This window comes from Cohnella sp., assembly GCF_041641335.1.
In the GTDB taxonomy this organism is placed as follows: domain Bacteria; phylum Bacillota; class Bacilli; order Paenibacillales; family Paenibacillaceae; genus Cohnella.
Genome location: NZ_JBEPYQ010000058.1, coordinates 23,724 through 45,433 on the forward strand (window position 1 = coordinate 23,724; position 21,710 = coordinate 45,433).

Consider the following 21,710-nt stretch of genomic DNA (forward strand, 5'->3'; position numbering starts at 1 on the left):
CTCATCCGCCTCTCGTCTTGGATTGTCCGGCTACGAACGCTTCCCCGAATCGCTCCCGCATTCGCAGATAACCTTCGGCGGCCGCGCCGTTGCCCCAGTCGAAGATCGTGAATTCGCCCATCGGATCGTCCGTCGGGCTCGTTCTTCCGCCGTGTCCGTAATTTTCCATCATGAAGCCGTAATCCCTTTCGTTCAGAAAAGGCCATGCCTGCTCCCATCTCGTCTTTACCGCTTCGTTCTCGGGACAGTACATGAGCGCGAACGAAGCCAGCAGCGCCGCCCTTCCCCGCTCCTTGTACTCGTCCATATTCAGCTCCATCCCGTACTGGACGATCAGTTCGGCGAACAGGCTCTGCCTGGCGTCGTTCCATTCCCCGTCCCCGTTCATGACGCCGAAGCCGCCGAGCGCCGGCACGTGAATGTACGGCGGCTGCCATACCGCCTGGGTCATCAGCATTTCGTCCAGGCAGCGGCGTCCGAGCCGCAAGTACGCCTCCTTGCCCGTCGCCCGGTAACAGGCCAGCAGCGCTTCCGCCGTCCAGAACATGGAGAAATTGCACTGCTTGTACAGGTTGTTCCGCTCGATTTTGCGCCCGAGCCCTTCCTGTCCCCATCGACTGCAGGACCAGTACGTCTCGAAATCCTCCCAGCGGCCCTCCGGCACGATTTCCGCGCACACCGCATCCATCGCCCGGTACGCCGCCTCGGCGTACTCCGGCCTACCGGCAGCCTCATGCAGCTTAAGCAAAAAAGTGACGGAAAGCGAAGTCTCCGGAGATTGATCGAGCACGCCGCACGGCCGGAAATCCGCCTTGTCGATCCAGCCGGGGAAAAACCCCCGCTCATCCTGCAGCTTCAGCAAGGCATCCCCATAGGTTATCGCATACTCTGCCAGCCGCTCGTCGCGCTCCAGCTCCTCGTGCCAGCGCAGCATCAGCAGAGCGGTCCAGCTCATGTCGAGCACGTGAAGCGGAGCCTCGCGAATGCCGAGCCCGAACGGATTGCGATCGGAATTGCCCCAGTATAGCGTCGACCAGCCTTTGGAGCGGCTGCACGTCTGGCCGTCGACCTCGACCTGCTCCGTCTCCGTGGCCGCGACCGCCGGGAAGAAGCCTTCCGTCTGCGGAGCGGCCAGCGCCAGCTCCTTCATCAGTCTGGCACGCTCCGCGTATTCCTGCTGCCCGGTCAGCCGCGCATAGCGATACAAGCCATGCGCCGAGCGAAGCGAGCTGAACCACGCCTGATTCCATACGGACAGCGTCTCCCTCTGACGATACGGTCCCGGGTAGTTCGGACTCTGGGTCACGTTGACGATAAAAGCCGGAGCCCCGACCTCCTTGCCGTCCACCGCGAAGCTCTGCCATACTGCCGGCTCCCACTCCCGGAACGCCCATCGGTAAGCCCGCTCCGCATAGACGTCCAGCCGTCCTCCATCCTGCCTCTCCAGCAGAGGACGTCCCCAGCGCTCCCAACCGAACGCCAACGCGTCCCGCCACGGATTGGCGATCCCTTCCGCGTCGTCGGAAGCCAGCACGTAAAAACCGAACTCCGTACGCCCCTTCGGAAAAACGGCGCCCGGCTCGCGCACGAACAGCACGTGCTCTCTCACCGATGTACGGCACATGCCCAGCGTCAGACGGTTGTTCGAAGCGTCGAGGTCCATGTACCACCGCGGTTCTTCGCCCGCTCCCGCCAGTACGTCCAGGTCGGGGATGACCGTCAGCTTGCGCGCGCCGTCATGCACGATCAGCGCCGGAGCGCGGAAAACATGCTGGTCGATGATGTGCCGGTCCGTCGGAGCAAGATGGGGAACCCAATGGAACGACGGCGCGAACGACGGCCGCAGCTCGATCCGCCAATCGTCCTGCCGCGCCTCCTCCTCCAGCAGGAAGGCGAGGCTTACTTTGGCGACGCCCTCCCGGGGATAGGTTACTTCGATGTCGGGCCGTACGCCGCTCAGCCAATCGCAGGTCAACGACCCGATGAATTTCTTGAACGCCGAATCCAGCCAGACCAATTCGTGAACAGGTCTCATATGCGATACTCCTTCCATCCTCCGGGCGGCTCAGCCTTTAATTCCCGAGTTCACGATAGATTGCACGTAATATTTTTGCAGGAACAGAAACAGGATCAGGATCGGAACGGAGGCCACCGTGTCCGCGGCCAATATTTTCCCCCACTCCGTCGCCTGCAGGTTGGTGAAGGTCGCGATGGCGACCTGAAGCATCTGCTTGCTCTCGTCGTTGATGACGATCAGCGGCCACAGATAGGCGTCCCACTGCCCGAGAAACGTAATGAGCCCCATCGTAATGAGCGCAGGCACCATCGACGGGAGCACGATTTTCGCATAGATGCCCGGCCATGAAGCGCCGTCGATTTTACCCGCCTCCAGCAGCTCCCGAGGCACGTCCGCAAAAAACTGCACGAGCAGGAAAATGCTGAACACCGATACCGCGGCCGGTATGATCAGCGCCCTGAAGCTGTCGATCCACCCGAAGGCGTGCACGAGCAAATAGGTCGGAACCATCGTCACCTCTCCGGGAATGACGAGCGCGGAGAGGAACACCGCGAAGACGATGCCGCGGCCGCGGAACCTGAGCTTGGAGAACGCAAAGGCGGCCATTGAATTGAATAGCAGCGACAGCAGCGTTACCGACACGGCGACCAGCAGCGTATTGTTGATGAATCTGCCCAGCGGCTTGCTCGAATCGCTGAACAGATCGATGAAGTTTTGCAGCGTCCATTCGACGGGGATGAACAGATGCCATTCGAGCGACACGTACTGAAACAGCTCCTGACGCGGCCTGAACGCCCCCATCACCATCCAGAAGATCGGGAGCAGCGAGATCAGGGCGACGGCGATCATGACGATCCATTTCAAGAGATGTCCTATGCGTTCCAAAGCCGATCCACTCCTCAATATTCCACGTCCGTTCTGAGCAAGCGCAGCTGCACGATCGAGATGCACATGACGATGACGAACAGAATAAACGCGGCCGCCGTTCCGTAGCCCATCTCCATTTGCTGGAAGGCGATTTTATAGATGTAGTACACGGCCGTCGTCGTCGAATCCGCCGGACCGCCGCCCGTGACGAGTGCGACCGGGACGAAAATTTTCAGAGCGTCCATCGTCGTAATAATGATGACGAACGTCAGCGTTCTTCTTAACAGCGGCAGCGTGATTTTGACAAACTTCTGCACTCGGGTCGCCCCGTCCACCTCCGCCGCCTCGTACAGGTCGTTCGGAATGCCGTTCAGCCCCGCCACGAAAATGATCATGAAGAAGCCCGCCGACTTCCAGATGCCGAGCAGCATAATGCCGTACAGTGCCAGATTCGGATCGGACAGGAACGACACCGGCCCCGCCCCGAAGAAGCCGAGCAGGCTGTTCAGCAGTCCGTAGTCCTGGTTGTAGATCAGCTTGAACAGCGTCGAGGCTACGCCTATGGCGATGACGACCGGCATGAAGTAGACCGTCCGGAACAGACCGGTTACCCACGAGCTGCGATAGATCAGCAAGGCCAGCCCTAGCGCAAGCGCCGTCTGTACGGGAATGACAACCAGCGCGAAATGAAACGAATGAAGCAGACTGTTGATAAATTTGGGATCGGACAGCAGGCCGCTGTAGTTCGCCAGTCCGACGAAGACGGCCTCGGGATTGATCAGGCTGTATTCCTTAAAGCTGATCGTCAGCGCGTTCAGCATCGGGTAGAACGTGAACAATGCCAGGCTGACCGCCGCCGGCAGCACGAACAGCCATGCCGCTCGCTCCTCTTGTTTGCCGAATGCGGAATTCATTTTCATGCTATCGCCCCCTCCGTCAGCTCAGCGGTACTTCTCCAGAGCCTTGTCGATGGCGGCGACTGCTTCCGCGACCGCTTCGTCGACATTGCGCCCGGCGACGCCGAGATCGGCGAACAGCTTGGAGACGGCCGTCGTAATGACCGGGTACGCCGGAGTAACCGGTCTCGGATGGGCAAACTTGCTGGACTGCTCAACGAAAATGTTCATCGGATACTCGGTCAGCTCGGGAATCGCGCTTGCCGTGGACAGGCGCGCGGGCAAGTTTTTCGTCTCCTGGTACCAGAACTTCGCGCCTTCGACGCCGGTTACCCAGTTGACGAACTTCCATGCGGCGTCCGGCTGCTTGGAATCCTTCGTGATCGCCATGTTCCAGCTTCCGTTGGGCGTGACCTGCTTGGCGTCCTTCCAGAGCGGCGCAATATCCCAGTCTTCGCCCAGCTTGAAGTCCGGATGCGAGGTCGCGAAGCCCGAGATCGCCCAAGGGCCGTTGACGACGATGCCCAGCTTGCCGGTCTCGAACGCTTCCGGAGGAATTTCCTTCGGCGCGACCTTGTATTCGTTGTACAGCGAGGAGAAGAAGGACAAAGCCCGCTTCGACTCGGGAGAATCGAGATAGCCCTTCACTTCGGTCCCGTCCGGGCTGAGAATCTCTCCGCCGGCCTGCCAGATGAAGGGCAGCTTGACGAACGTCGAGCCTTCCCCTTCTCCCAGTCCCCAGCCCGGATCGATGCCGTACACCTTGTTGGCCGGATCGTTGATTTTTTGCGCCGCTTGCAGCACCTGCTCCCAGGTCCACGCCTGGTTCGGATCCTTGGAGGGTAGCTCGATGCCGTTCTTCTCGAACAGCTTCTTGTTGTAGAACATTCCGATGCTCGCATCGTTAAGAGGGGCGGCGTAAATCTGGTCCTTGTAAGTCAAGCTCGCCAGCACCGGAGCGGCGATGTCCTCCTTGTTCCCGTCGGCTTCGAAGTACGCGTCGAGCGGGATAACCGCGCCTTGATGGGCGTAGGCGGCCAGCGTCGGGCCGTCCAGGCCGATCACGTCCGGCGCGTTGCCCGCGGCCAGAGCCGTGCGGATCTTCGTTTCGTAATCCCCGTAAGGAATAACCTCCATCTTGACTTTGATATTCGGATTTTGCGCCTCGAACGATTGAATCATTTTCCAGAGCGTTTGGACTTCGGGTGCGAAGTCGTGCCTCCAATACCGGATTTCTACTTTTTTGCCGTCCCCTTTGTTTGGTTCCACGCTTGTTCCATGGCTTGCGCCGCCCGCTCCCGCGTTTTCCCCGCCCGACCCCTTCGTCGAACAAGCCGACAGCAGCGCGATGCCGAAGCACGCGATCAGCAGCACGATCATCATTTTTCGCAACCTGAGCATGTTATCCCGCCTTTAGACAAGATTGATGACTGCGAATTCAGGATAGCACGGCGGCTGCCGGGGCTACATACAGCCGTTTTGGACGATGGGATGCAATATTTTTGGACTTCGTTCAGGATGGATCGGCGGCTCGCCTGCGGTATTCGTTGGGACCTGCGCCGTAGTAGCCCTTGAACACGTTGCTGAAGTAGGCGGAGCTGGAGAAGCCGGTCAGCTCGGCGACGCTCGCGATCTTGAGCTCGCTTTCCAGCAATAGGCGCGAGGCGTGCTCCATGCGGATGCGCAGCAAATAATCGCTGAAGGTGCAGCCGGTCAGCTTGCGAAAAAGATCCGACAAATAGGCGACGTTGTAATGGTACCGCTCGGCGATAGCGGACAGCGTCAGCTCCTCCGCGTAATGCGCCAGCATATATCCGCGGATTGCCTCGATCGTCTCCTCCGCCCCTCCCCTGACCTTGTGGCGTTTCAACGACGCGATCGCCTGCAGTGAGACGTCGCGGATATTGCCGACGATTCGTTCCAGCGCCTCGCACCCCCAGGCGGAATTGATGTACGGCCACAGCATCCGCTGCAGATCGAACTCCTTCAGCCCGTGCTCGCGGACGGTTTCGTCAAGCGTCAGGCACAGCTGGATAAGGAACATGGAGAAAGCCTGCACCGAGGCCTGCCTGCCCGCTTCGGAGATAGCCTCCAGCGCCCGCAAGGCTTCGCCTTCGTCGGCCTGACCGATCGCCAGGACGAACTGCTTGAGCAGCGCGGGCTGCGGCCCCTCCTCGTTTCCCTCGGTCCCTTCGAACACCGTCTGCGACACCCGCTCCGGCCGGCTGCGGCTTAAAGCGAGCAGGCTCGCTTCCAGTCCCGCCTTCCACTCCGCCGGTCCGAGCACGGAATGACCGATGCCTACCACCACCTCAAGCCGCAAGAAGCGAACGACCTTCTCCTTCAAATCCGCCGAAAACCGGGAGAGCAGAGACTCCCCCTCCTCCTCCGGCGACTCCGCGGATGAAGCGATATAATGAATCCGATCCGATAGATGGACGTCCTCGAAGGCAACGATGCGGTCTTCCCATTGGGAGACGACTTCCCGCGCGAGCAGCCGGTAAGCCTCCTTGAAGGAGGCCCCGTACGCGCCGCTGCCGGACAGGCGGCCGGGAGGAATGCGCAGCTCCGAGGTCGCGAAGACGACGGGGCGGTCCTCCTGCGACCATTCGGGCATGCCGTATGCGGCCATCATCGCCGCGGCTTCGACCGGCAGCGGCTCCTCGCGGACGATTCTCGCCAGCAGCCGCTCTCTCTCGTCGTCCAGTTCCCTCTTTAATTTCAGTAGAGCGGAGGCAAGCTCCGTCTTGACGACGGGTTTCAGCAAATAGTCCTTGGCTCCTTTGCGAATGGCGGTCTGCACGAGCGGGAAGTCGTCGTATCCGGAGAGGACGACCGTCTTCGTCTTGGGGTAACGAAGCGCGCACTGCTGCAGCAGCTCGAGTCCGTCCATGACCGGCATGCGGATGTCCGTAATGATGATCGGCACCCTCCGGTCCGCCAGCAGGGACAGCGCCTCGGCGCCGTTGGCCGCCTCCGACGCAACGTCGAAGCCGTACTCCCGCCAGTTCAGCTTCAGCTTCAACCCCGTTCGGATCTCGGCCGAATCGTCCACGACCATGACGTTATACATCTCGGATCACCTCTGGATTGGGATAATCATCGTAATTTCGGTGCCTTGGCCCGGAGCGCTGAGAATGTCGACGACGAATCGCGAGCCGTAGTGCATTCTTCCTCGCGCGATCACGTTAGTGAAGCCGATGCCTTTCTCGCCGATGTCCAGCGCATCCCGCGGCACCTTCAACTCGGCTGCCGCCCGCAAATCTCTCAGCGCCTCCTCCGGCATGCCCACTCCGTTATCCTGGACGACGATGACGAGCCCCTCCTCCGTCTCGCGGATTCGGATGGAGACGATCGCGACCTCGACGAGCCCGACGCTGGACTTGACCGCGTTCTCGATGAGCGGCTGAAGCAGCAGCTTTGGCATCCGCACCTGTTCGGCAACGGAATCGTCCGCGATCTCGAACCGGACTCGGCTCCCGTAGCAGACGGAGAGAATAGAGGTATAGGCGCGGATTATTCGAAGCTCTTCGACCACGGAGATCAGCTCGGTATCCGTCCGCAGCGAAGAGCGCAGCATCAGGCTGAGGTCGCTCACGACCTGCTCGATATGCCCGCTGCGCCCCTGGGCCGCGAGGGAGGAGATCACCTCCAGCGTGTTGTTCAGGAAGTGGGGGTTGATCTGCAGCAGCAGGGCCTTGTACTCCGCGTTGCGCCTCCTCAGGTTTTGCGCGAATTCGGTCTCGATGTAGGTCTTCAAGCGCTGCACCATCTTCAAGTAGTTGGCCGTCAGAAATCCGATCTCGTTCTGTCTGCTTCTGCTCGGCGTCATGACCGCGTTTCCCTTCAGAAAATCGCCCTCCTCGACGAACCTCATCGAACGCACCATGCGCGTGATCGGATTGGCGATGCCCGACGAAAACCAGAACGCCAGCGACACGGCCACGACGAACAGCAGGGCGGCGACGAGAATGACGTTGTGCCTCGCCCGGGTGATTTCCAGAAACAGCTCCTTCTCCGATACCGTCCCCGCCACGATCCAGCCGGTCGTCTCCATCTGCTGATAGAAATAGATGGCGCTGCGTTCGTCGTCCCGGTATACTTGCGTGCCCTGGCGCCCCTTCCAGTCCGGAGAGCGAATCCGCGCGAGCAACGCCGGGGGAATTTCCTCCGCACTCTGATCGAGTACGGGAGCGCCCTCGGCATCGAGCAGAAACGCCTTGCCCGTCTTGCCCAGCGTCAGCCTGTCCAGCGGCTCCTGCAGCGCGGCGGTTTTCATGTTGAGCTTCAGCACCCCGGCCTCCCGCAGGTTCAGCAGGTCGGACAGCGGATAGGCGAGCGCATTCACCCGTTCGCTGTTCTGGTAGGTGCCGTTCTGCCGATCGTCGGTATGGGCGGACGACCAACGCGCTCCCTCGTTCCGGTAATCCTTGTACCACTCGCTGCCGAGGTACTCGTCCCCCTCCAAATTCCACAAATCCCATTCCTCGTAAAACACGTTGACCGAGAACACCGCCGGGGTGTTGCTCAGCACGGCGTCGAAATATTTTCTCATCTTGATGTTCATTTGAATCGCCTCGGACGGGCTTACAGCCTCGATTCGCGAACGAATCCAGCTCTGCGTCGCGTCGTTCCTCAGAATCTGATTGGCCGTATTCAGCACCTGGGACGTCGAGCTCTCTACGAAATCGGCGTACTGGTTCATCGTCTGCACCGTCGTCGTCTCGATGGAGTCCCTCAATGCGGTAGCCGCCTGATTCCAGAAAAAGTACCCCATCAGCACGAATGGAACGATGAGCAGGACGATCATCGCGATCAGCTGCGTACGAATGGAATAGAACATTGGACTCCCCCTCACCCCCAAAAATACAGCGCTTACATCTATTTTAGACGACATTGGCGGGAGGATCTTTAACAAATTAAGTGGGAAGTTTAACCTAAATTGACCGTTTTTGAGCTCACGGGCGGTGGGTTGAACAAAGGCAGCCCCCTCGTCTCCTTTCTCCCATTTCACACTCCCCCCTATCATCAGGTCGTCTGCTCCTCCCCGCTCCACTTTCAACTTCTTTTGCCGCTATCCCCTCCGGTCAGTTCGTACTCCCTCTGCCTTCCGTTATCCCCCCTTTTGCCGCTATCCCCTCCGGTCAGTTCGCGCTCACGCTGCCTTCCGTTATCCACCCTTTTGCCGCTATCCCCTTCGGTCAGTTCGTAGTCCCGCTGCCTACCGTTATCCCCCCCTTTTGCCGCTATCCCCTCCGGTCAGTTCGTACTCCCGCTGCCTACCGTTATCCCCCCCTTTTGCCGCTATCCCTTTGAGTCAGTTGAGAGCCTCATCCAGTTGCGCGCCGATTGCATCCATTCTTCCACACGATAACCAGATTTCTGAGCTGTTGGGATACAGACAAATGTGTGGATGGCATGGCCGATCTCACAGGAGGCGTACGACCAGCCTGATTGGACGGGATACCGTCAAAAGAAGGGAAATGGCACTGCGTACTCATTCCGAATGTGGCGCAGAAAAGCTGAGTGGACGGGATAGCGGCCAAAAGAGGCAGAAAACGATAAACTCCGACGCCGAATCGCGAACGGCAAGAGGCTCCGTCAAGCCTGCTCCGCCCATGCTGCGCATGGGCAAAACGGCTGACGAAGCCTCTCTCTGGTCGTACAGCTCCATTCATTAATGTTCAGTAAGCGCCAAGCGGAACGCTTGGATATCCCCCGGCTCGATAGCGACTCTGATCCCCGTCGTATCGCCGCTGAACTCGATGCGCGCTTCTCCGTCCTCGAACCAGGGAGTCGTTGCCGCGTATCGGCCCGGAAGCTCGACGATCGCCTCCGTGCGCTCTTCTCCCCAGCCGTGCACGAACAGGTGAGCGACCGGAGCTTCGCCGTTCGCTTCCGAACCGTCCGTCAACACGTCCGCGCGCACGCCGTCAACGCTTACCTTCACGCAGGCGCTCACCCCCAGCTTCTCTTCAAGCACTCTGCGGAAAAAGGACCTCGTCCCCGCTCCGCCATCCCGCCAATAAGCGGATGCGAGCAGCGTGCCTATCCACATCGCGCTCCCTTTTCCGCAGTCCGCCAGCGTAATCGCAGGAGCATTACCCTGCGCATAGCGGGCGAGCGTCTCTACATCATGGCGAGCGACAACGTCCGACTTGTAATACGCGCCGCTTAGCTCCTCCCCGTCACAGCTCTGCAGAGGAATGCGCCCGGCTTCGCTTACCGTCTCCTCCCGATAGCTGTGCTCCAGATGCTGGACGGAGTGAATCCATGTCTCGCGCACGCCGAACACTTCGTCGAAGCCGTAGCCTGGCACCTTGTAGCTGTGCGAGCCGTTCTCGGCTTGCAGCGCCCCGAAGGAGCATTCCGACACCAGACGTCCTCCGCCCTCTATCCATGCGCGAATGACCGCGCAAGTCCGCTCGTCCAGATAGAGAGGATACGGCATCCACAAGCATCGGTAACGGGCCAGCGACTCCTCCGTCAATTGGCCTCCGTGCAGAAACTCGACCTTGTAATTGAGGTCGTGCAGCAGCTTGTGCGCGCCCTGAACCGATTCGAAGTACGTATCCAGATGACCGTAAGCGGCGAAGTTGGCGATCTGGTTCTCGGGGCTGTACAGAATCGCGATTCGATCCGACGGCCTGCTCCCTCGCAGCAGCTCCTCCTTCGAATTCTGAATCCGCTCGTTGAGCCTCTCCATATCCTTCAACCAGGGAGTGTCGCTCCCGTCCAAATACGTGCTGCCCCAAGCCGGCGCCTCATGCCCGAGCACCTCGGGCCGATATTGCCAGAACAAGTACCCCGTTATGCCGCGCGCCAGCGGAATCAGAATATGTCGCTTAAGCTCCGACCATTCCAGCTGCTTGGGCTTCATCGCGGTATCCCCGGGAAGCGCATGAATTTCCGAATTGATGACCTTCTTGCCTTCGGCCGCCGACAGGAGCAAATCCGCCGACCACGCCGAAGATCCAAGGCTGTTGCCGAACAGGTCGCATTGCTCTGCCAGCCGGAAGTCGTCGGAACCGGACGTAATCAGATTGAAAATCGGCCCCGGCACCGTATGCACCATGACAGAATGCTGCGTATCGAGCGCCCGGACGACGGCGGCCCGCCTGCGCAGATCGCCGGTCAGCGCATCCGACATGAACAGCCGCCAATCGACCATATCGTTGAAGACCGCTTTGCCGCGGGGAGCCTCGATCTCTTCCCAAGAGCCGTAAGTCCGCTGCCACTTCTCGTTGAGCGCGGGCAAATCGACATACTTTCTCCGCAGCCATTCCCCGAACTCGGCCGTAGAGCGGCCGCAATAGCACACCTGATTGTCGAATGCCAGCTCCCGCCGAATGCTGGTCGTCAGCTCCGGTTCGTTCCACAGATCCCACACCCACAGGGCGGGATGATCCTTGAACGCTTCGACCGCTGCGGTCAGGAAGCGATCTTTCTCCCGCTGCCCTTCGGGATGATGATAACACGGTCCGGGCGCCCCGCCGATCTGCCGACTGTTGAGCGCCCGTGGCTCCAACCGATAGCCGTCCGCGGCAATCATGACCGAGTCGGGGTAACGCCTGTAAAACCACGCAGGGGCCACGTCGAAAATGACGTTCAGCACGACCTTCAACCCATTCCGCTCGGCCAGATCCATCAGTTCGCGCACATCAACGAATTCGAAGCGGTTTTCCTCGGGGTGACTGGCCCGCCATTGTATCCAATATTTCACGCAATTAAAGCCTTTGTCCGCAATTCGGCGCAAGTCCGTCTCCCACTGATCCCGATAAGGGGTCGGCGAGCGGTAATATTGAAAACCGAATGGAATAAACGAATCGTTCTCCGTCATCTATGCTGTCTCCTTGTCAGACCGATTTATATCTCGCTTAAGCCCCAGCCGATAAAATTGACCATTGTCGCTTCAAACCACGCCGGACCGGTAAAATCGGGAACCTCCGCCGTAATCGTCAGCTCCGGTCGGCGGGGTCTATCCGTTCCGGGATGAGGCACGTTAGCGGAGGGAACGTCAATCCAGTCGCCCGCAGAGAGATCGTGGCAGTACGTCAGTTGGTATAGATACGCAGAGCCTGCCAGCGAACCGGGCACCTCCCAGGTCGCCGAAGCGTACGAGCACGTCAGAGGGTCGTCCTGTGCCGGCAGAACCCCTTCCATTAGCACAAGCTCGCCCGCTTCGGGCGCATCCGAACTTGCGTCCGAATACACACTCGCACTCGCACTCGCATTCGCATTCGCATTCGCATTCGCTTCCACCCCGCCCCTCGCCGCAGGACGAATCGCCAGCCTGTAGCCCGTCCCCGGCGGGCCGTACACCGACAGCGCCGCCGTCAGTCCGGCGACTGCCAGCTTCGGTCCCTCGAAGAACACCGGCTGCCGCTCCGGAACGTAGCTCTCCGTTCGCGTCCATACGTCCGTTCCTTCACCCGTTCTCCGATAGTGAACGGTCTCGTCCGACACCGCTTCCTCTCCCGACGCGATTGCCGCCAGACAGCGAACAGCCGCTTCGTACAAGTCGGTGCAGTTGTTATGCCCGTGACGGTGGCCGATCTCGTGTCGAACCGGAATGCCGTGCGCCCGAGCCCGGCGCAGCCACTCCAGAGCCGGCGCGAACGACGTAAACGGATCGTGCGTGGACGAGTTCAGCCACACCCGCGCACCTCTTTCCTTAAGCGCATTAAGCATGCGCTCCGATTGCGGGTGCAGTTCCCGAGCGATCCGTTCCTCGTCCGCCGTGCCGAACGTATTGTGCCAGTAACGTTCGACGGCACTTCGTCCGTCTTCGTCCCTCCATCCGGGCCGCCAAGCGTGCTTGAGACCCATATCGGAGCAGATCGCCTCCCACCGGGCGGGATACGAGACGTTGAGCAAATCGGCCGCCGGACCGTAGAGCGAGAAAGGAACCCCGTAGCACAGCGCATATTGGACCGCATACCCTTCCGCCAGCGGATTGCAGGCTGCCAGAAGCGCCGTCAGACCGCCGCGCGAGCCTCCGACCGTAACGACGGCATGAGGGTTAACGGCGTAACGGTCCGCCGCGAGCCGGAACAGTAAATTCAACTGGCCGAATGCGGACGGATGCTGGGTTCGCGTGCCGATCGAGCCCCCGCCGTTCCAGACGATGCCGACGCTTCCTTGCTCCGTATGCTCCATCGCCCTGCCAATCGCCTTGATCAGCGGCAGGCCGCAATGACGATATACGTTCTCGTTCTGATCGTAATAACCGGAGAACAGGCACGAATAGCCGCCGGAGCGGTCTTCGGACCATCCCGGCGGCACGATAAAGCTGGCCAAGCTGCCGATTCCTTCCGCATCCCGAATCACGTGATTGTTGAACAGTTGGAACACGGGAAGACCGCTGACCGGCCCTCCGCTGCCACTCCCCGCATTGCGGAACATAACCGGGTACCCCGTCATCTTCAGCGCCTCCGCCGACAGCAGCAGCGCGACTTCCTCCGGCACGCCGTACAGGCTGTAGACGTCGCCGATATAGCGGTCGAAGCCGGGAGCGCGGCGAACGGACTCCCCCGGCCTCGCGGAGAACAAGCCCAGACGCTCCGTATCGAACGCGTAAGGGCTCTCCGGCCGGTTGTCCCTGATCTCCAACGAGGAGGTGACGGTCCCGATCCCCGGCTCGGTCCCGTTCCCATCCCCCATCTCCAATTTCAGTTCGCCGATTGCATCGGAAGCGCCTTCTCTCGGCCCGCCTCGCCCCTCGCGCAGAGAGGCATCCCAATGCGTCGCAATCGGAAACTCGTTGCGAAGAAGACCGGAGACGACGACCGCCACGCCGCCGTCTCCGGCTTTTACCGCAACCGTGCCCGCCTCGGCGTCGAACGCGTCGGCTTCCACTATGCTTACCGTTCCGTTATGGGAACGGGCGATCGACAGCCTGCCTCCGCTGCGAAGGACATAGCTCATCATTGTCGGGCGAACGGCAATGTCTACCGTCCCTTGATCGCCGTCCAAGACGGTGAACGCGCTAAGCGGAACGAGATTGTCCGGGTTGAACACAAGAGCGCGCATACTCGCAGCCTCCCTCATCATGTCTTCCCGCCCATCGTACCACCTTGGCGTTCTCCCGTTCAGACGTCAACTCTGCGAAATGGTTTGCAAAGCTGTCAATCCGGCATCAGAACGACGCTGCGGAAGAGCGTCGAATCCTTCGCCCCGCCGATGCCCGAACCCCATTCGATATAGCCCTTGCGCCCGGCTCCATCGTTGTCGTTGACGGCCAGCGAGAAGCTGAGCACGCCGCCAGCTTGCGCAACAATCGGAGTCAGCTCACTCCACGGAAGCGCCAGGCTGTAGGAGGTAGTTTTGTTGACCTCGTCTCTCGTTACGGAGAGCGAAGCGGCCGTCACGCTGCCGGTTGCCGTTCCCTGCATCGCCAGCCAGCGATAGACCTGCGGTCCGCTCGGCGTCTGCGAAATGCCGTATTCGTACCAGCCCTGCGCCTCTCCCGGCAAGCCCGGAGCGATGCTGAACTGCAAGCCGTCGTTCTGGAAAATCATAAAGCCGTCCGAATCGAAGGAATGAACGTTGTCGACGATGTCCGCCTCCAGATACAAATTGGCGGCGTCCCAGCGCAGCTCGACCTGTCCGCTTAGATCGCCCGGTCCCGTGTAACCCGTCACCAGATTGACGCCGTCCGCCAGATCGATGACCGCAGAGCTTGCCGTATCGGTTTTATGAAGCACGCGGTTGAAATCGATCGTCCGGTTGACCTGCAGCGGCTCGTATCCGGCAATGTCCGCCGTAACCTCCACCGGATAGAGCACGCCCTCGGCTAGCCCGGACAAGGTCGCCGTATACGTCCATTGCGAATGCGGAGCAATGGCCGGAATCGACGTCTCCGAGCCGCTTAACGTCCCCACGCTCCAGGCGAGGTCCGAGATCGCCATGGCCGAATCGGTCGGATTGGCAAAGACGATTTTCAGCGACTTGTCGCCGGACCCGTCATTTGCGATGGCGGGAATCAACGAATAGTGAAAATAGGTCGGCGTAAACTCGTCATCCGGAGGAGACGGAACGGTGTTCGGATCGATCCCCTCTCCGTTGTAAGCTCCGATATTAGGCGCAACCGCGGCAGAGACGGCATTGCCCCAATAATCCGCTCCGCCGTTGTTCGCAACGACGGCCCCCGCTCCAAGCGCAGGCGAGCCGTCTCTCAGCATGTAGCCCGACACCGTACTCCAGCCCGTCGCTCCGGTTCCCTGGGCGACCAGCTGCGGATTCGCCGTGATCTTGTTGGCGTCATACGGTTCGTTGGCCGGATGATTGCCGTAGAACAGGTTGCTGTCGAACACCCCGTTCACGCCCGGCAGCTTGTAATCTCCCAAGCCGAGATTGTAGACGATATTGTTCTTGAACGAATAATGCCCGTTCAAGTTTCCGGCATCGTCCCATTCATGATCGATGATTTTGGTGTGCAGGTTTTTGCCGATATAGAACGTATTGTTATAGATTTCCGTTCCTTCTGTGACGCCTCCGGCAAAGGTGATCAGATGCTTGCGGTCGTTCTGGCTGATATTGTAGCGAACGATGCTGTTCTCCGAGCCGTTCTCGACGCCAGGCACGTTCGGAGCGTCGACAAGCAGCACGAATCCTCCTTCGTTGTCATGACTGTAGTTGTATTGGACGATGCTGTCCTTGGAATCCATATCGAGATTAAAGCCTTGTCCGTCGCCTTCCGTGCGGCGGGTATTAAACGCTTCGTTAAATTGCACGACGTTGTTCTTGCCGCGCGTCGGCCAGATGCCCGCGGAGCCGTTGAACTGGTTCGGCTCGGAATACCAGCCGATCCCTTCGGCCACGTTGTGTTCGATCAGCGCGCCGTCCGCGCCGAACGTCAGTATGCCGTCGCTGTCCGAGCGCTTGACGGAGTTTTCGCGGATAACCGTGTTGGTCGTCGCGTATCCTGCGCCGTTCCACACCTGATCCCATACGACGATGCCGGACCGTCCGACGTCTTCCACCAAATTGCCTTGAATAAGCACCCCGTCGAACTTGTCCGTGCCCACGCTTCCTCCGACATAGACGGAGATGCCGCCGAAAGCGTGCGGCCCGCCGTTAAATCCGGCCACGACCGGATATCTGAAGCTGCCGGACACCTCGTGCACGTAGTTGTCCGCAATCTCGATGCCGCTCAGCGTACCGCCTCCGGCATTCTCGACGAATATGCCCTGGCGGAAGACGTCGCCCCGCTCCGGCGCGTAATTGGTCACCTCAAGATCGCGGATGACCCAGTGCGAGGAGTTGCGCAGATAGACCGCCGCTCCGGCCATCCCCCCTCCGTTCACGATCGGACGATCGCCCGTTCCATACGACGCAACGGTGATCGGATTGCCTGAAGCCCCGCTTCCCTTCGGATACAGCCGCCCGTTCCAGATGCCTCCCTTCTTCAAGAGAATGCGATCGCCCGGCGCGAAGATCGTATTGTTGACATGGGCGAACGTCTTCCAGGCGGTTCCCGGAGACAGACCGTCATTGCCGTCGTCGCCGCTCGCGGAGTCGACGTAATAGTCTCCAAGTCCGCCCGTGCTGCCTACCCCGCCCCAGACATTGGACAAGGTGACGGATCCGAGCTGCATGAGCCAGTTGGCCACATCGCCGCTCAGCTCGATTTTCAAATAGTGGATGCCTGCCGGAGGCTTGCCGACAAGGGTATGATTGGCGGACGACCAGACGGGATCTCCCGTCGACACCGGCGTATCCTGAACGGTCATCAGCTCCGTCCAAGACGTATTGTCGGGAGAACCGTACACCTTCAGCGCGCCTGTCGAGCCGGCATACCTGTGCAGCTTGACGGAGGCGGCTTGGATGTTGTGCAGATGGTACGTAATCGATTGCGACGTCAGACCGGTACGAACTTTGCGGTTCGCATCCCCGCCGAAGAAGGCCGGATTCGTGGAATCGATCGTCCACCCCGAGGTGAACGCATGCAGCTTGGAGTTGTCCGCAAGCTCATCCGTTATCGTGACGGGAGCGGAGGACACGTTCGAGACGCTGACCGAACCGAGCTGCAGATGCCAATTCGCGCTTCCGCCGCTCAGCTCGATTTTCAAATATTGCGTTCCTGTCGGCAGGGCGGCCGCCGGCGAATAGATCGAGGATTTCCATGCCGGATTGCCGGTGGACACCGGCGTACTCTGCACGGTGGGCACTTGCGTCCAGGTCGAATTGTTCGCGGATCTGTACACCTTGACCGTTCCGGCAGAAGAGGAATACGCGTGCGCGACCACGCTGAATTCCTGCATCTGCTGAAGCTGATAGACAATGGAAGCCGTTGCGGTGTTCGTTCTGACGAGTCTGGATGCATCTCCTCCGAAATACGACGGGTTCGTCGTATCGAAGAGCCAGTTTGCGGTGTGCGAGTACACGTAGGAGCCATTCTCGAGCGGATCGTTAATCGTAACCTCCGCATGCGCGAAGGCCCTTGGCATCACGGGCGCGAGCGTAAACAACAGCAGCGCAGCCAAGATCAGACTTAACCCTTTTCTGAACATCATCTTGTCTCCTCCTTTTTAATAAAGCGCTTTCTTTCTGTCGTGCAGTTTGAACTTTAGCAGAGAAAAAGCGGCTTTCGACAGTAGACGATCCTGTGAAAAGGAGGACCACCCTGCGCAAAATCGCCTTGCTCCGCCTATTCGATTCCAAGAACCCGGCCAATCCGCGCCGCCGCCGATCCGTCGTCCCATTGGACATCCGCCGCGCCTGCCTCCGCCTCGACAAGCCGCTCATACTTCCGTTCCGCCAGCCGCTCGGCCATACTGCCGCGGATTTCCTCATACTCCCGCGCCTCAGCCGGCGTTCTCTTTTCTACCCGGATCAGATGGAAGGCTCCGTTCTCCTCCAGCACATCGCTTGCCTCTCCGGCCTCCATGCCGTCGATTGCCAAGATCGCCAACGGATGGTCCAATGCGTACGAACGACGGGTCGTCTCGTTCAGTGTCGCGCTCGCAAACGGAATACTAAGCAGAGCGGCTGTCTCCTCCAGAGCCTCTCCAGCGGACAACGCCGACTGAAGCTCTCGCATCCGTTCGTAAGCCCGCTCCCTGGTCGGAGCCCCTGCGGCATCCCCGTACGCCAGCGAAGCCCATTGCGCGATCGTCGTTCCCGCTGCTTCGGCAGCAAGCGTCCTGTACGCTTCATACTGCTCCTTCAGTTCCGTCTCCGTCACAGAGAGAGCTCCGCTGGCCAGCATCGCTTCGATCGCAGCTTGGCGAATCAGCGTCAATTCATGGAAGTAGTAGCTCCGCGCATCCAGCCGCGTCGGGCCATACACCGCTTCGTTGCGCTCGACCGCAGCGGCTCGGCGTGCGTTCTCGATCTTCAGCCGCTCCAGAAAATGCTCATAGCCGATGTTCTCCTCCACGCCCGCGCGCTTGGCGAGCTGCAGCTCGACTTTCGTACGGACAAGCTGCTCCTTCACTGCCTCGTTCAGCTTCAGCAGCGGAGCCTCTCCGGAGAACGAAGCCGACCAGAAATCCTCCGAGTACTCGGCTCCGTAAGCTTGCCGGAAGTAATCGGCCACCAGGGCGCGATTCCGGCTGACGTACAGCGCCAGCTCCTCCGCGGTTACGGGCTCGCCGTTTACCGAGAGCTCCCGCTGCTCCGATGCGGAGCCGGAATCCGCCCAGCCGTACCCCGCAGCGAGCGAACCCGCCGCCAGCAGCAGAGCCGCGAGCATCAGCGCCAGGACATACGCCGCCGAACGCTCCTTCTTCCCCGCTCCTTGTCCTCCGTCATCCATCCCCCGTCTCCTCCTGTTCCGATGCGTTTTCCCGCCCATCGTATCACGCCCTTTTCCCCGCGCTGTAGCCCGGAATGCTGCGAAATGGTTTGCCATCCTGCTCAGCTTGGCGGCGAGGAAGGTTTTTGTCCTCGAATTGTCGAAAGGGTTATACAGCAGCATTCGATCAGTCTAACTTGGGGTGAGCAGCATGTTGAAAGCGCTTGTCGTCGACGACGAATATTTGGTGCGCATGGGCATTCGAGAGACGATCGACTGGGCCTCGCACGGCATCGAGATTGTCGGAGAAGCGGATAACGGCTCGGACGGTCTGACGCTGGCGATGCAGCACGAGCCCGACGTGATCGTAACGGATATCCGCATGCCTTACATGAACGGAATCGAATTTATCGAGAAATTAAAAGAATATCGGTTAAACGCCGGGATCATCGTGCTGAGCGGGTACGACGAATTCCAATACGCTCAGGCGGCGATCCGCCACGGAGCCTCCTCCTATCTGCTCAAGCCGGTCGATACCGACGAGTTGGCCGCTTCCGTCCGCGCGATCGGTCTCGAGGCGCAGGCAAGATTGCGCGATCGCGATTACTACGGCAAGTTGAAGGGCGAGCTTCCGGCCATATCCCGGCAGTTCTGGCTCGATCTTCTGCACGGCAGAATCCGGCAGGAGGAAGAAATCGCGAGCAAGCGTCGGCTGCTGGGGCTTGAGGAGCAGTCGGAATACGCGATCGCCGTCGTGCTTGAGCCGAAGGAGCGCGCCTCCTCTCCTTCCGCTTCCGGCAGCGCGCTCGTCGGAGAGGCGGTCGTTGACGCCGAACTGAAAGCGCATTCCTTGCAGGCCGAAGCCATCGTGCCGTCCGGCCCGGGGCAATGGACCGTCGTGTTGGCGGCATCCGGGGAATGGAGCGAGACGCTAGGCCGTATCCGGGCTTTCGGCTACGGGCTAGCCGCCCGCGCGAAACAAGCCGGAGAACTCGAACTGGCTATCGGCATCGGCAAACTCGCGGGGACTTCCGGACAGCTGAACGTTTCCTACGGAAGCGCGGTCGAGGCTGTCCAACGAGCCGCATCCAGCGTCGGAGGCGTCTGGTATGCCGAGGACGTCGGCGAGATGGCGACCCGGCGGGAAATTCGCGGAGCGCTGGCGTACATTCGCCGCCACTACTCCGATAGCATTACCGTCGAGAAGGTTGCCGCCGAGGTGTTCGTCAGCCCTACCCATCTCATGCACCTGTTTCGCAAAGAGCTGAACAAGACATTCTACGAATGCTTGACGGAATGCCGCATCGAAGAAGCGAAGCTAATGCTGCGCGACCCCCGATACCGGGTGTACGAGGTGAGCGACCGGGTCGGCTTCGGGGATGCGAAGTATTTCAGCCAGATTTTCAAAAAAATGACGGGAATGACGCCGAGCGAATATGCAAGAACAGAAGGATAACGCGGCGGGAGGGCTGCGGAGGCTGAACATCCGGTCGCGGATCGTCTTCGTCCTGCTGGCCGGATTAACGCTGCATCTGACGCTTATGCTGGTCGTGTTTAACGTGTTCTCCCAGAAATATTTGAAGAACAGCCTGTATCGGCACGTCGAGCAAACCCACATCCAGATCGGCCTCAGCATCGAATTGCTCGTCGACGACATCCAGATGCTGTTTCTGCGCTTTCTGGTCAACTCCGACATCTATCGGTTGATCGAGGACGACGGATTGGCTCCGGCCGACAAGCAGAACCGTTTCCGATCGCTCGCGGCGCAGACCATCGACCGCAACGAGTTGATCGGCGATGTATTCGTCATTACGGGGAATTCCGATTCCTATCGCCTGCTCGACGACAGCCGGATCGTGGAACGGCCCGACGACCTGTTCCTGCACCGGATTCGCACCTCCAGCATTCCGGTCGTGGGGACGGTTAAGCACAGTCTCGACGGAACGGCTTACATCCCTTTCGGACAGCGACTGCGCAACTTCAATACCGGACAGAACATCGGAGACCTTATTTTCTACATTAAAGAATCGGAGTTCTACGAAGTATACGAGAACAGCATGGAAGGGCTCGGCTATTCCTTCATCGCCGGCAACGGCAACCGCCTCGTCTCCCACCCGGACAAATCGAGACTGGGGGACGATCTGCCGGAAACCGATCTGCTCCATCCCGGCGGCAGCGCAGGCTACCGCTCGGTGACGCTGAACGGCCAATCGCATCTGGTTATTACGTATCCGCTGAACAAGAGGCTGCAGGCGCTCGGCATCGATTGGAAGTTCGTCAGCGTCGTCTCCAGCCCCGAGCTGCTGACGGCCGTGTCCGAGGGCAATCGGGCCGCGATCGCGTTCGCCGCCGTGACCTTCCTTTTCCTGCTGGCGTTGTCCCTGATTCTGGCCGCGAAAATTACCGATCCGGTACTGCGTCTGCGAAGACAGATCGGCACGATCGGCAAAACCGGGCTGAAGGCGCTGGAGACGCGACATCTCCGGGGCGACGAGATCAACGAGTTGGAAAACAGCTATTCCCAGATGGTGGAGCGCATCAACCAACTGCTGACCGAGAACGACGAGGAGAAGGAGAAACAGCGCAAGATGGAGCTGGTCGCCCTCCAATCGCAAATCAATCCGCACTTCCTGTACAACACGCTGGATGCGATCGCCTGGATCGCGCGGCTCAAGAAGCAGCCCGACATCGAGAAAATGATCGCTTCGCTGGCGACCTTCTTCCGCATCAGCCTGCATAAGGGGGACAAATTCATTCCGGTAGAGGAAGAGATCCGTCTCGTGCAAAGCTTCGTCACCGTCGAGCTGATGCGGTTTCCGGACAAATTCGAGATCCGCTACGACATCCCCGACGAGGTGCGCCAGCTGCGCATTCTGAAGCTGATTTTGCAGCCGCTCGTGGAGAACGCCATCAAGCACGGCATCAGCGAAAAGCGCGGCAAAGGTCTGATTACGGTAACCGCAGAGACAAGCGGGGAGATGATCGTGTTCGAGGTGACGGACGACGGAGTGGGCTTCCGCGAGGACCGGCCGCTCGAGACCGCCGGCGATCAGGCGCTGTTCCGCAGCGGATACGGACTTCGCAACGTGCAGGAGCGAATCAAGCTGGAATACGGCGGCGACTGCGGGCTGGAGGTTCGCAGCGAGCGCGGGCAAGGCACGACCGTCACGGTGCGCATACGCAAGGAGCC

General features: G+C 60.0%; 12 protein-coding genes. 2 read left to right on the forward strand and 10 right to left on the reverse strand.

The window, feature by feature from the left end; translation table 11 throughout:
• Window position 1: 1 nt before the first annotated feature.
• The 10 genes from ACESLM_RS18630 to ACESLM_RS18675 all read right to left on the reverse strand — a co-directional run bounded on the left by ACESLM_RS18630 (window position 2) and on the right by ACESLM_RS18675 (window position 18,541).
• On the reverse strand, window positions 2–2,035 hold the full coding sequence (locus tag ACESLM_RS18630) for a hypothetical protein (protein ID WP_372633076.1): 2,034 nt from the start codon (window positions 2,033–2,035) through the stop codon (window positions 2–4).
• Between the two features lie 30 nt (window positions 2,036–2,065).
• On the reverse strand, window positions 2,066–2,902 hold the full coding sequence (locus ACESLM_RS18635; RefSeq protein WP_372633077.1) for a carbohydrate ABC transporter permease: 837 nt from the start codon (window positions 2,900–2,902) through the stop codon (window positions 2,066–2,068).
• Between the two features lie 14 nt (window positions 2,903–2,916).
• Window positions 2,917–3,804, reverse strand: a complete 888-nt coding sequence (locus ACESLM_RS18640; RefSeq protein WP_372633078.1) for a carbohydrate ABC transporter permease — start codon at window positions 3,802–3,804, stop codon at window positions 2,917–2,919.
• Window positions 3,805–3,825: 21 nt separating this feature from the next.
• A complete protein-coding gene (locus ACESLM_RS18645; RefSeq protein WP_372633079.1) occupies window positions 3,826–5,181 on the reverse strand; it encodes an ABC transporter substrate-binding protein in 1,356 nt (451 codons plus the stop codon).
• A gap of 112 nt (window positions 5,182–5,293) precedes the next feature.
• Window positions 5,294–6,853, reverse strand: a complete 1,560-nt coding sequence (locus tag ACESLM_RS18650) for a response regulator transcription factor (protein ID WP_372633080.1) — start codon at window positions 6,851–6,853, stop codon at window positions 5,294–5,296.
• A 6-nt stretch (window positions 6,854–6,859) separates the two neighbouring features.
• A complete protein-coding gene (locus ACESLM_RS18655; RefSeq protein WP_372633081.1) occupies window positions 6,860–8,623 on the reverse strand; it encodes a cache domain-containing sensor histidine kinase in 1,764 nt (587 codons plus the stop codon).
• A gap of 834 nt (window positions 8,624–9,457) precedes the next feature.
• A complete protein-coding gene (locus tag ACESLM_RS18660) occupies window positions 9,458–11,620 on the reverse strand; it encodes a beta-galactosidase (RefSeq protein WP_372633082.1) in 2,163 nt (720 codons plus the stop codon).
• 26 nt (window positions 11,621–11,646) lie between these two features.
• Window positions 11,647–13,812 carry a hypothetical protein gene (locus ACESLM_RS18665; RefSeq protein WP_372633083.1) on the reverse strand — a complete coding sequence of 722 codons (2,166 nt, stop codon included), beginning with the start codon at window positions 13,810–13,812 and terminating at the stop codon, window positions 11,647–11,649.
• A gap of 95 nt (window positions 13,813–13,907) precedes the next feature.
• Window positions 13,908–17,297, reverse strand: coding sequence for a sugar-binding protein (locus tag ACESLM_RS18670; protein WP_372633084.1), 3,390 nt, complete (start codon window positions 17,295–17,297; stop codon window positions 13,908–13,910).
• Window positions 17,298–17,431: 134 nt separating this feature from the next.
• Entirely contained in the window at window positions 17,432–18,541 is a 1,110-nt protein-coding gene (locus ACESLM_RS18675; protein ID WP_372633085.1) for a peptidylprolyl isomerase, read from the reverse strand.
• A gap of 190 nt (window positions 18,542–18,731) precedes the next feature.
• Here ACESLM_RS18675 and ACESLM_RS18680 point away from each other — a divergent pair, with 190 nt between their 5' ends.
• Window positions 18,732–19,976 (forward strand): response regulator transcription factor, encoded by a 1,245-nt coding sequence (locus ACESLM_RS18680; protein ID WP_372633086.1) that lies wholly within the window; start codon window positions 18,732–18,734, stop codon window positions 19,974–19,976.
• On the forward strand, window positions 19,957–21,710 hold a 1,754-nt coding region (locus ACESLM_RS18685; RefSeq protein WP_372633087.1), incomplete at its 3' end, for a cache domain-containing sensor histidine kinase. The genes ACESLM_RS18680 and ACESLM_RS18685, both read left to right, overlap by 20 nt.

Excerpts from the sequence above, each read along its gene's own strand:
- ACESLM_RS18630 (WP_372633076.1), bottom strand. The coding sequence starts at position 2,035 with ATGAGACCTGTTCACGAATTGGTCTGGCTGGATTCGGCGTTCAAGAAA.
- ACESLM_RS18640 (WP_372633078.1), bottom strand. The coding sequence starts at position 3,804 with ATGAAAATGAATTCCGCATTCGGCAAACAAGAGGAGCGAGCGGCATGG.
- ACESLM_RS18645 (WP_372633079.1), bottom strand. The coding sequence starts at position 5,181 with ATGCTCAGGTTGCGAAAAATGATGATCGTGCTGCTGATCGCGTGCTTC.
- ACESLM_RS18650 (WP_372633080.1), bottom strand. The coding sequence starts at position 6,853 with ATGTATAACGTCATGGTCGTGGACGATTCGGCCGAGATCCGAACGGGG.
- ACESLM_RS18655 (WP_372633081.1), bottom strand. The coding sequence starts at position 8,623 with ATGTTCTATTCCATTCGTACGCAGCTGATCGCGATGATCGTCCTGCTC.
- ACESLM_RS18660 (WP_372633082.1), bottom strand. The coding sequence starts at position 11,620 with ATGACGGAGAACGATTCGTTTATTCCATTCGGTTTTCAATATTACCGC.
- ACESLM_RS18665 (WP_372633083.1), bottom strand. The coding sequence starts at position 13,812 with ATGCGCGCTCTTGTGTTCAACCCGGACAATCTCGTTCCGCTTAGCGCG.
- ACESLM_RS18670 (WP_372633084.1), bottom strand. The coding sequence starts at position 17,297 with ATGATGTTCAGAAAAGGGTTAAGTCTGATCTTGGCTGCGCTGCTGTTG.
- ACESLM_RS18675 (WP_372633085.1), bottom strand. The coding sequence starts at position 18,541 with ATGGATGACGGAGGACAAGGAGCGGGGAAGAAGGAGCGTTCGGCGGCG.
- ACESLM_RS18680 (WP_372633086.1), top strand. The coding sequence starts at position 18,732 with ATGTTGAAAGCGCTTGTCGTCGACGACGAATATTTGGTGCGCATGGGC.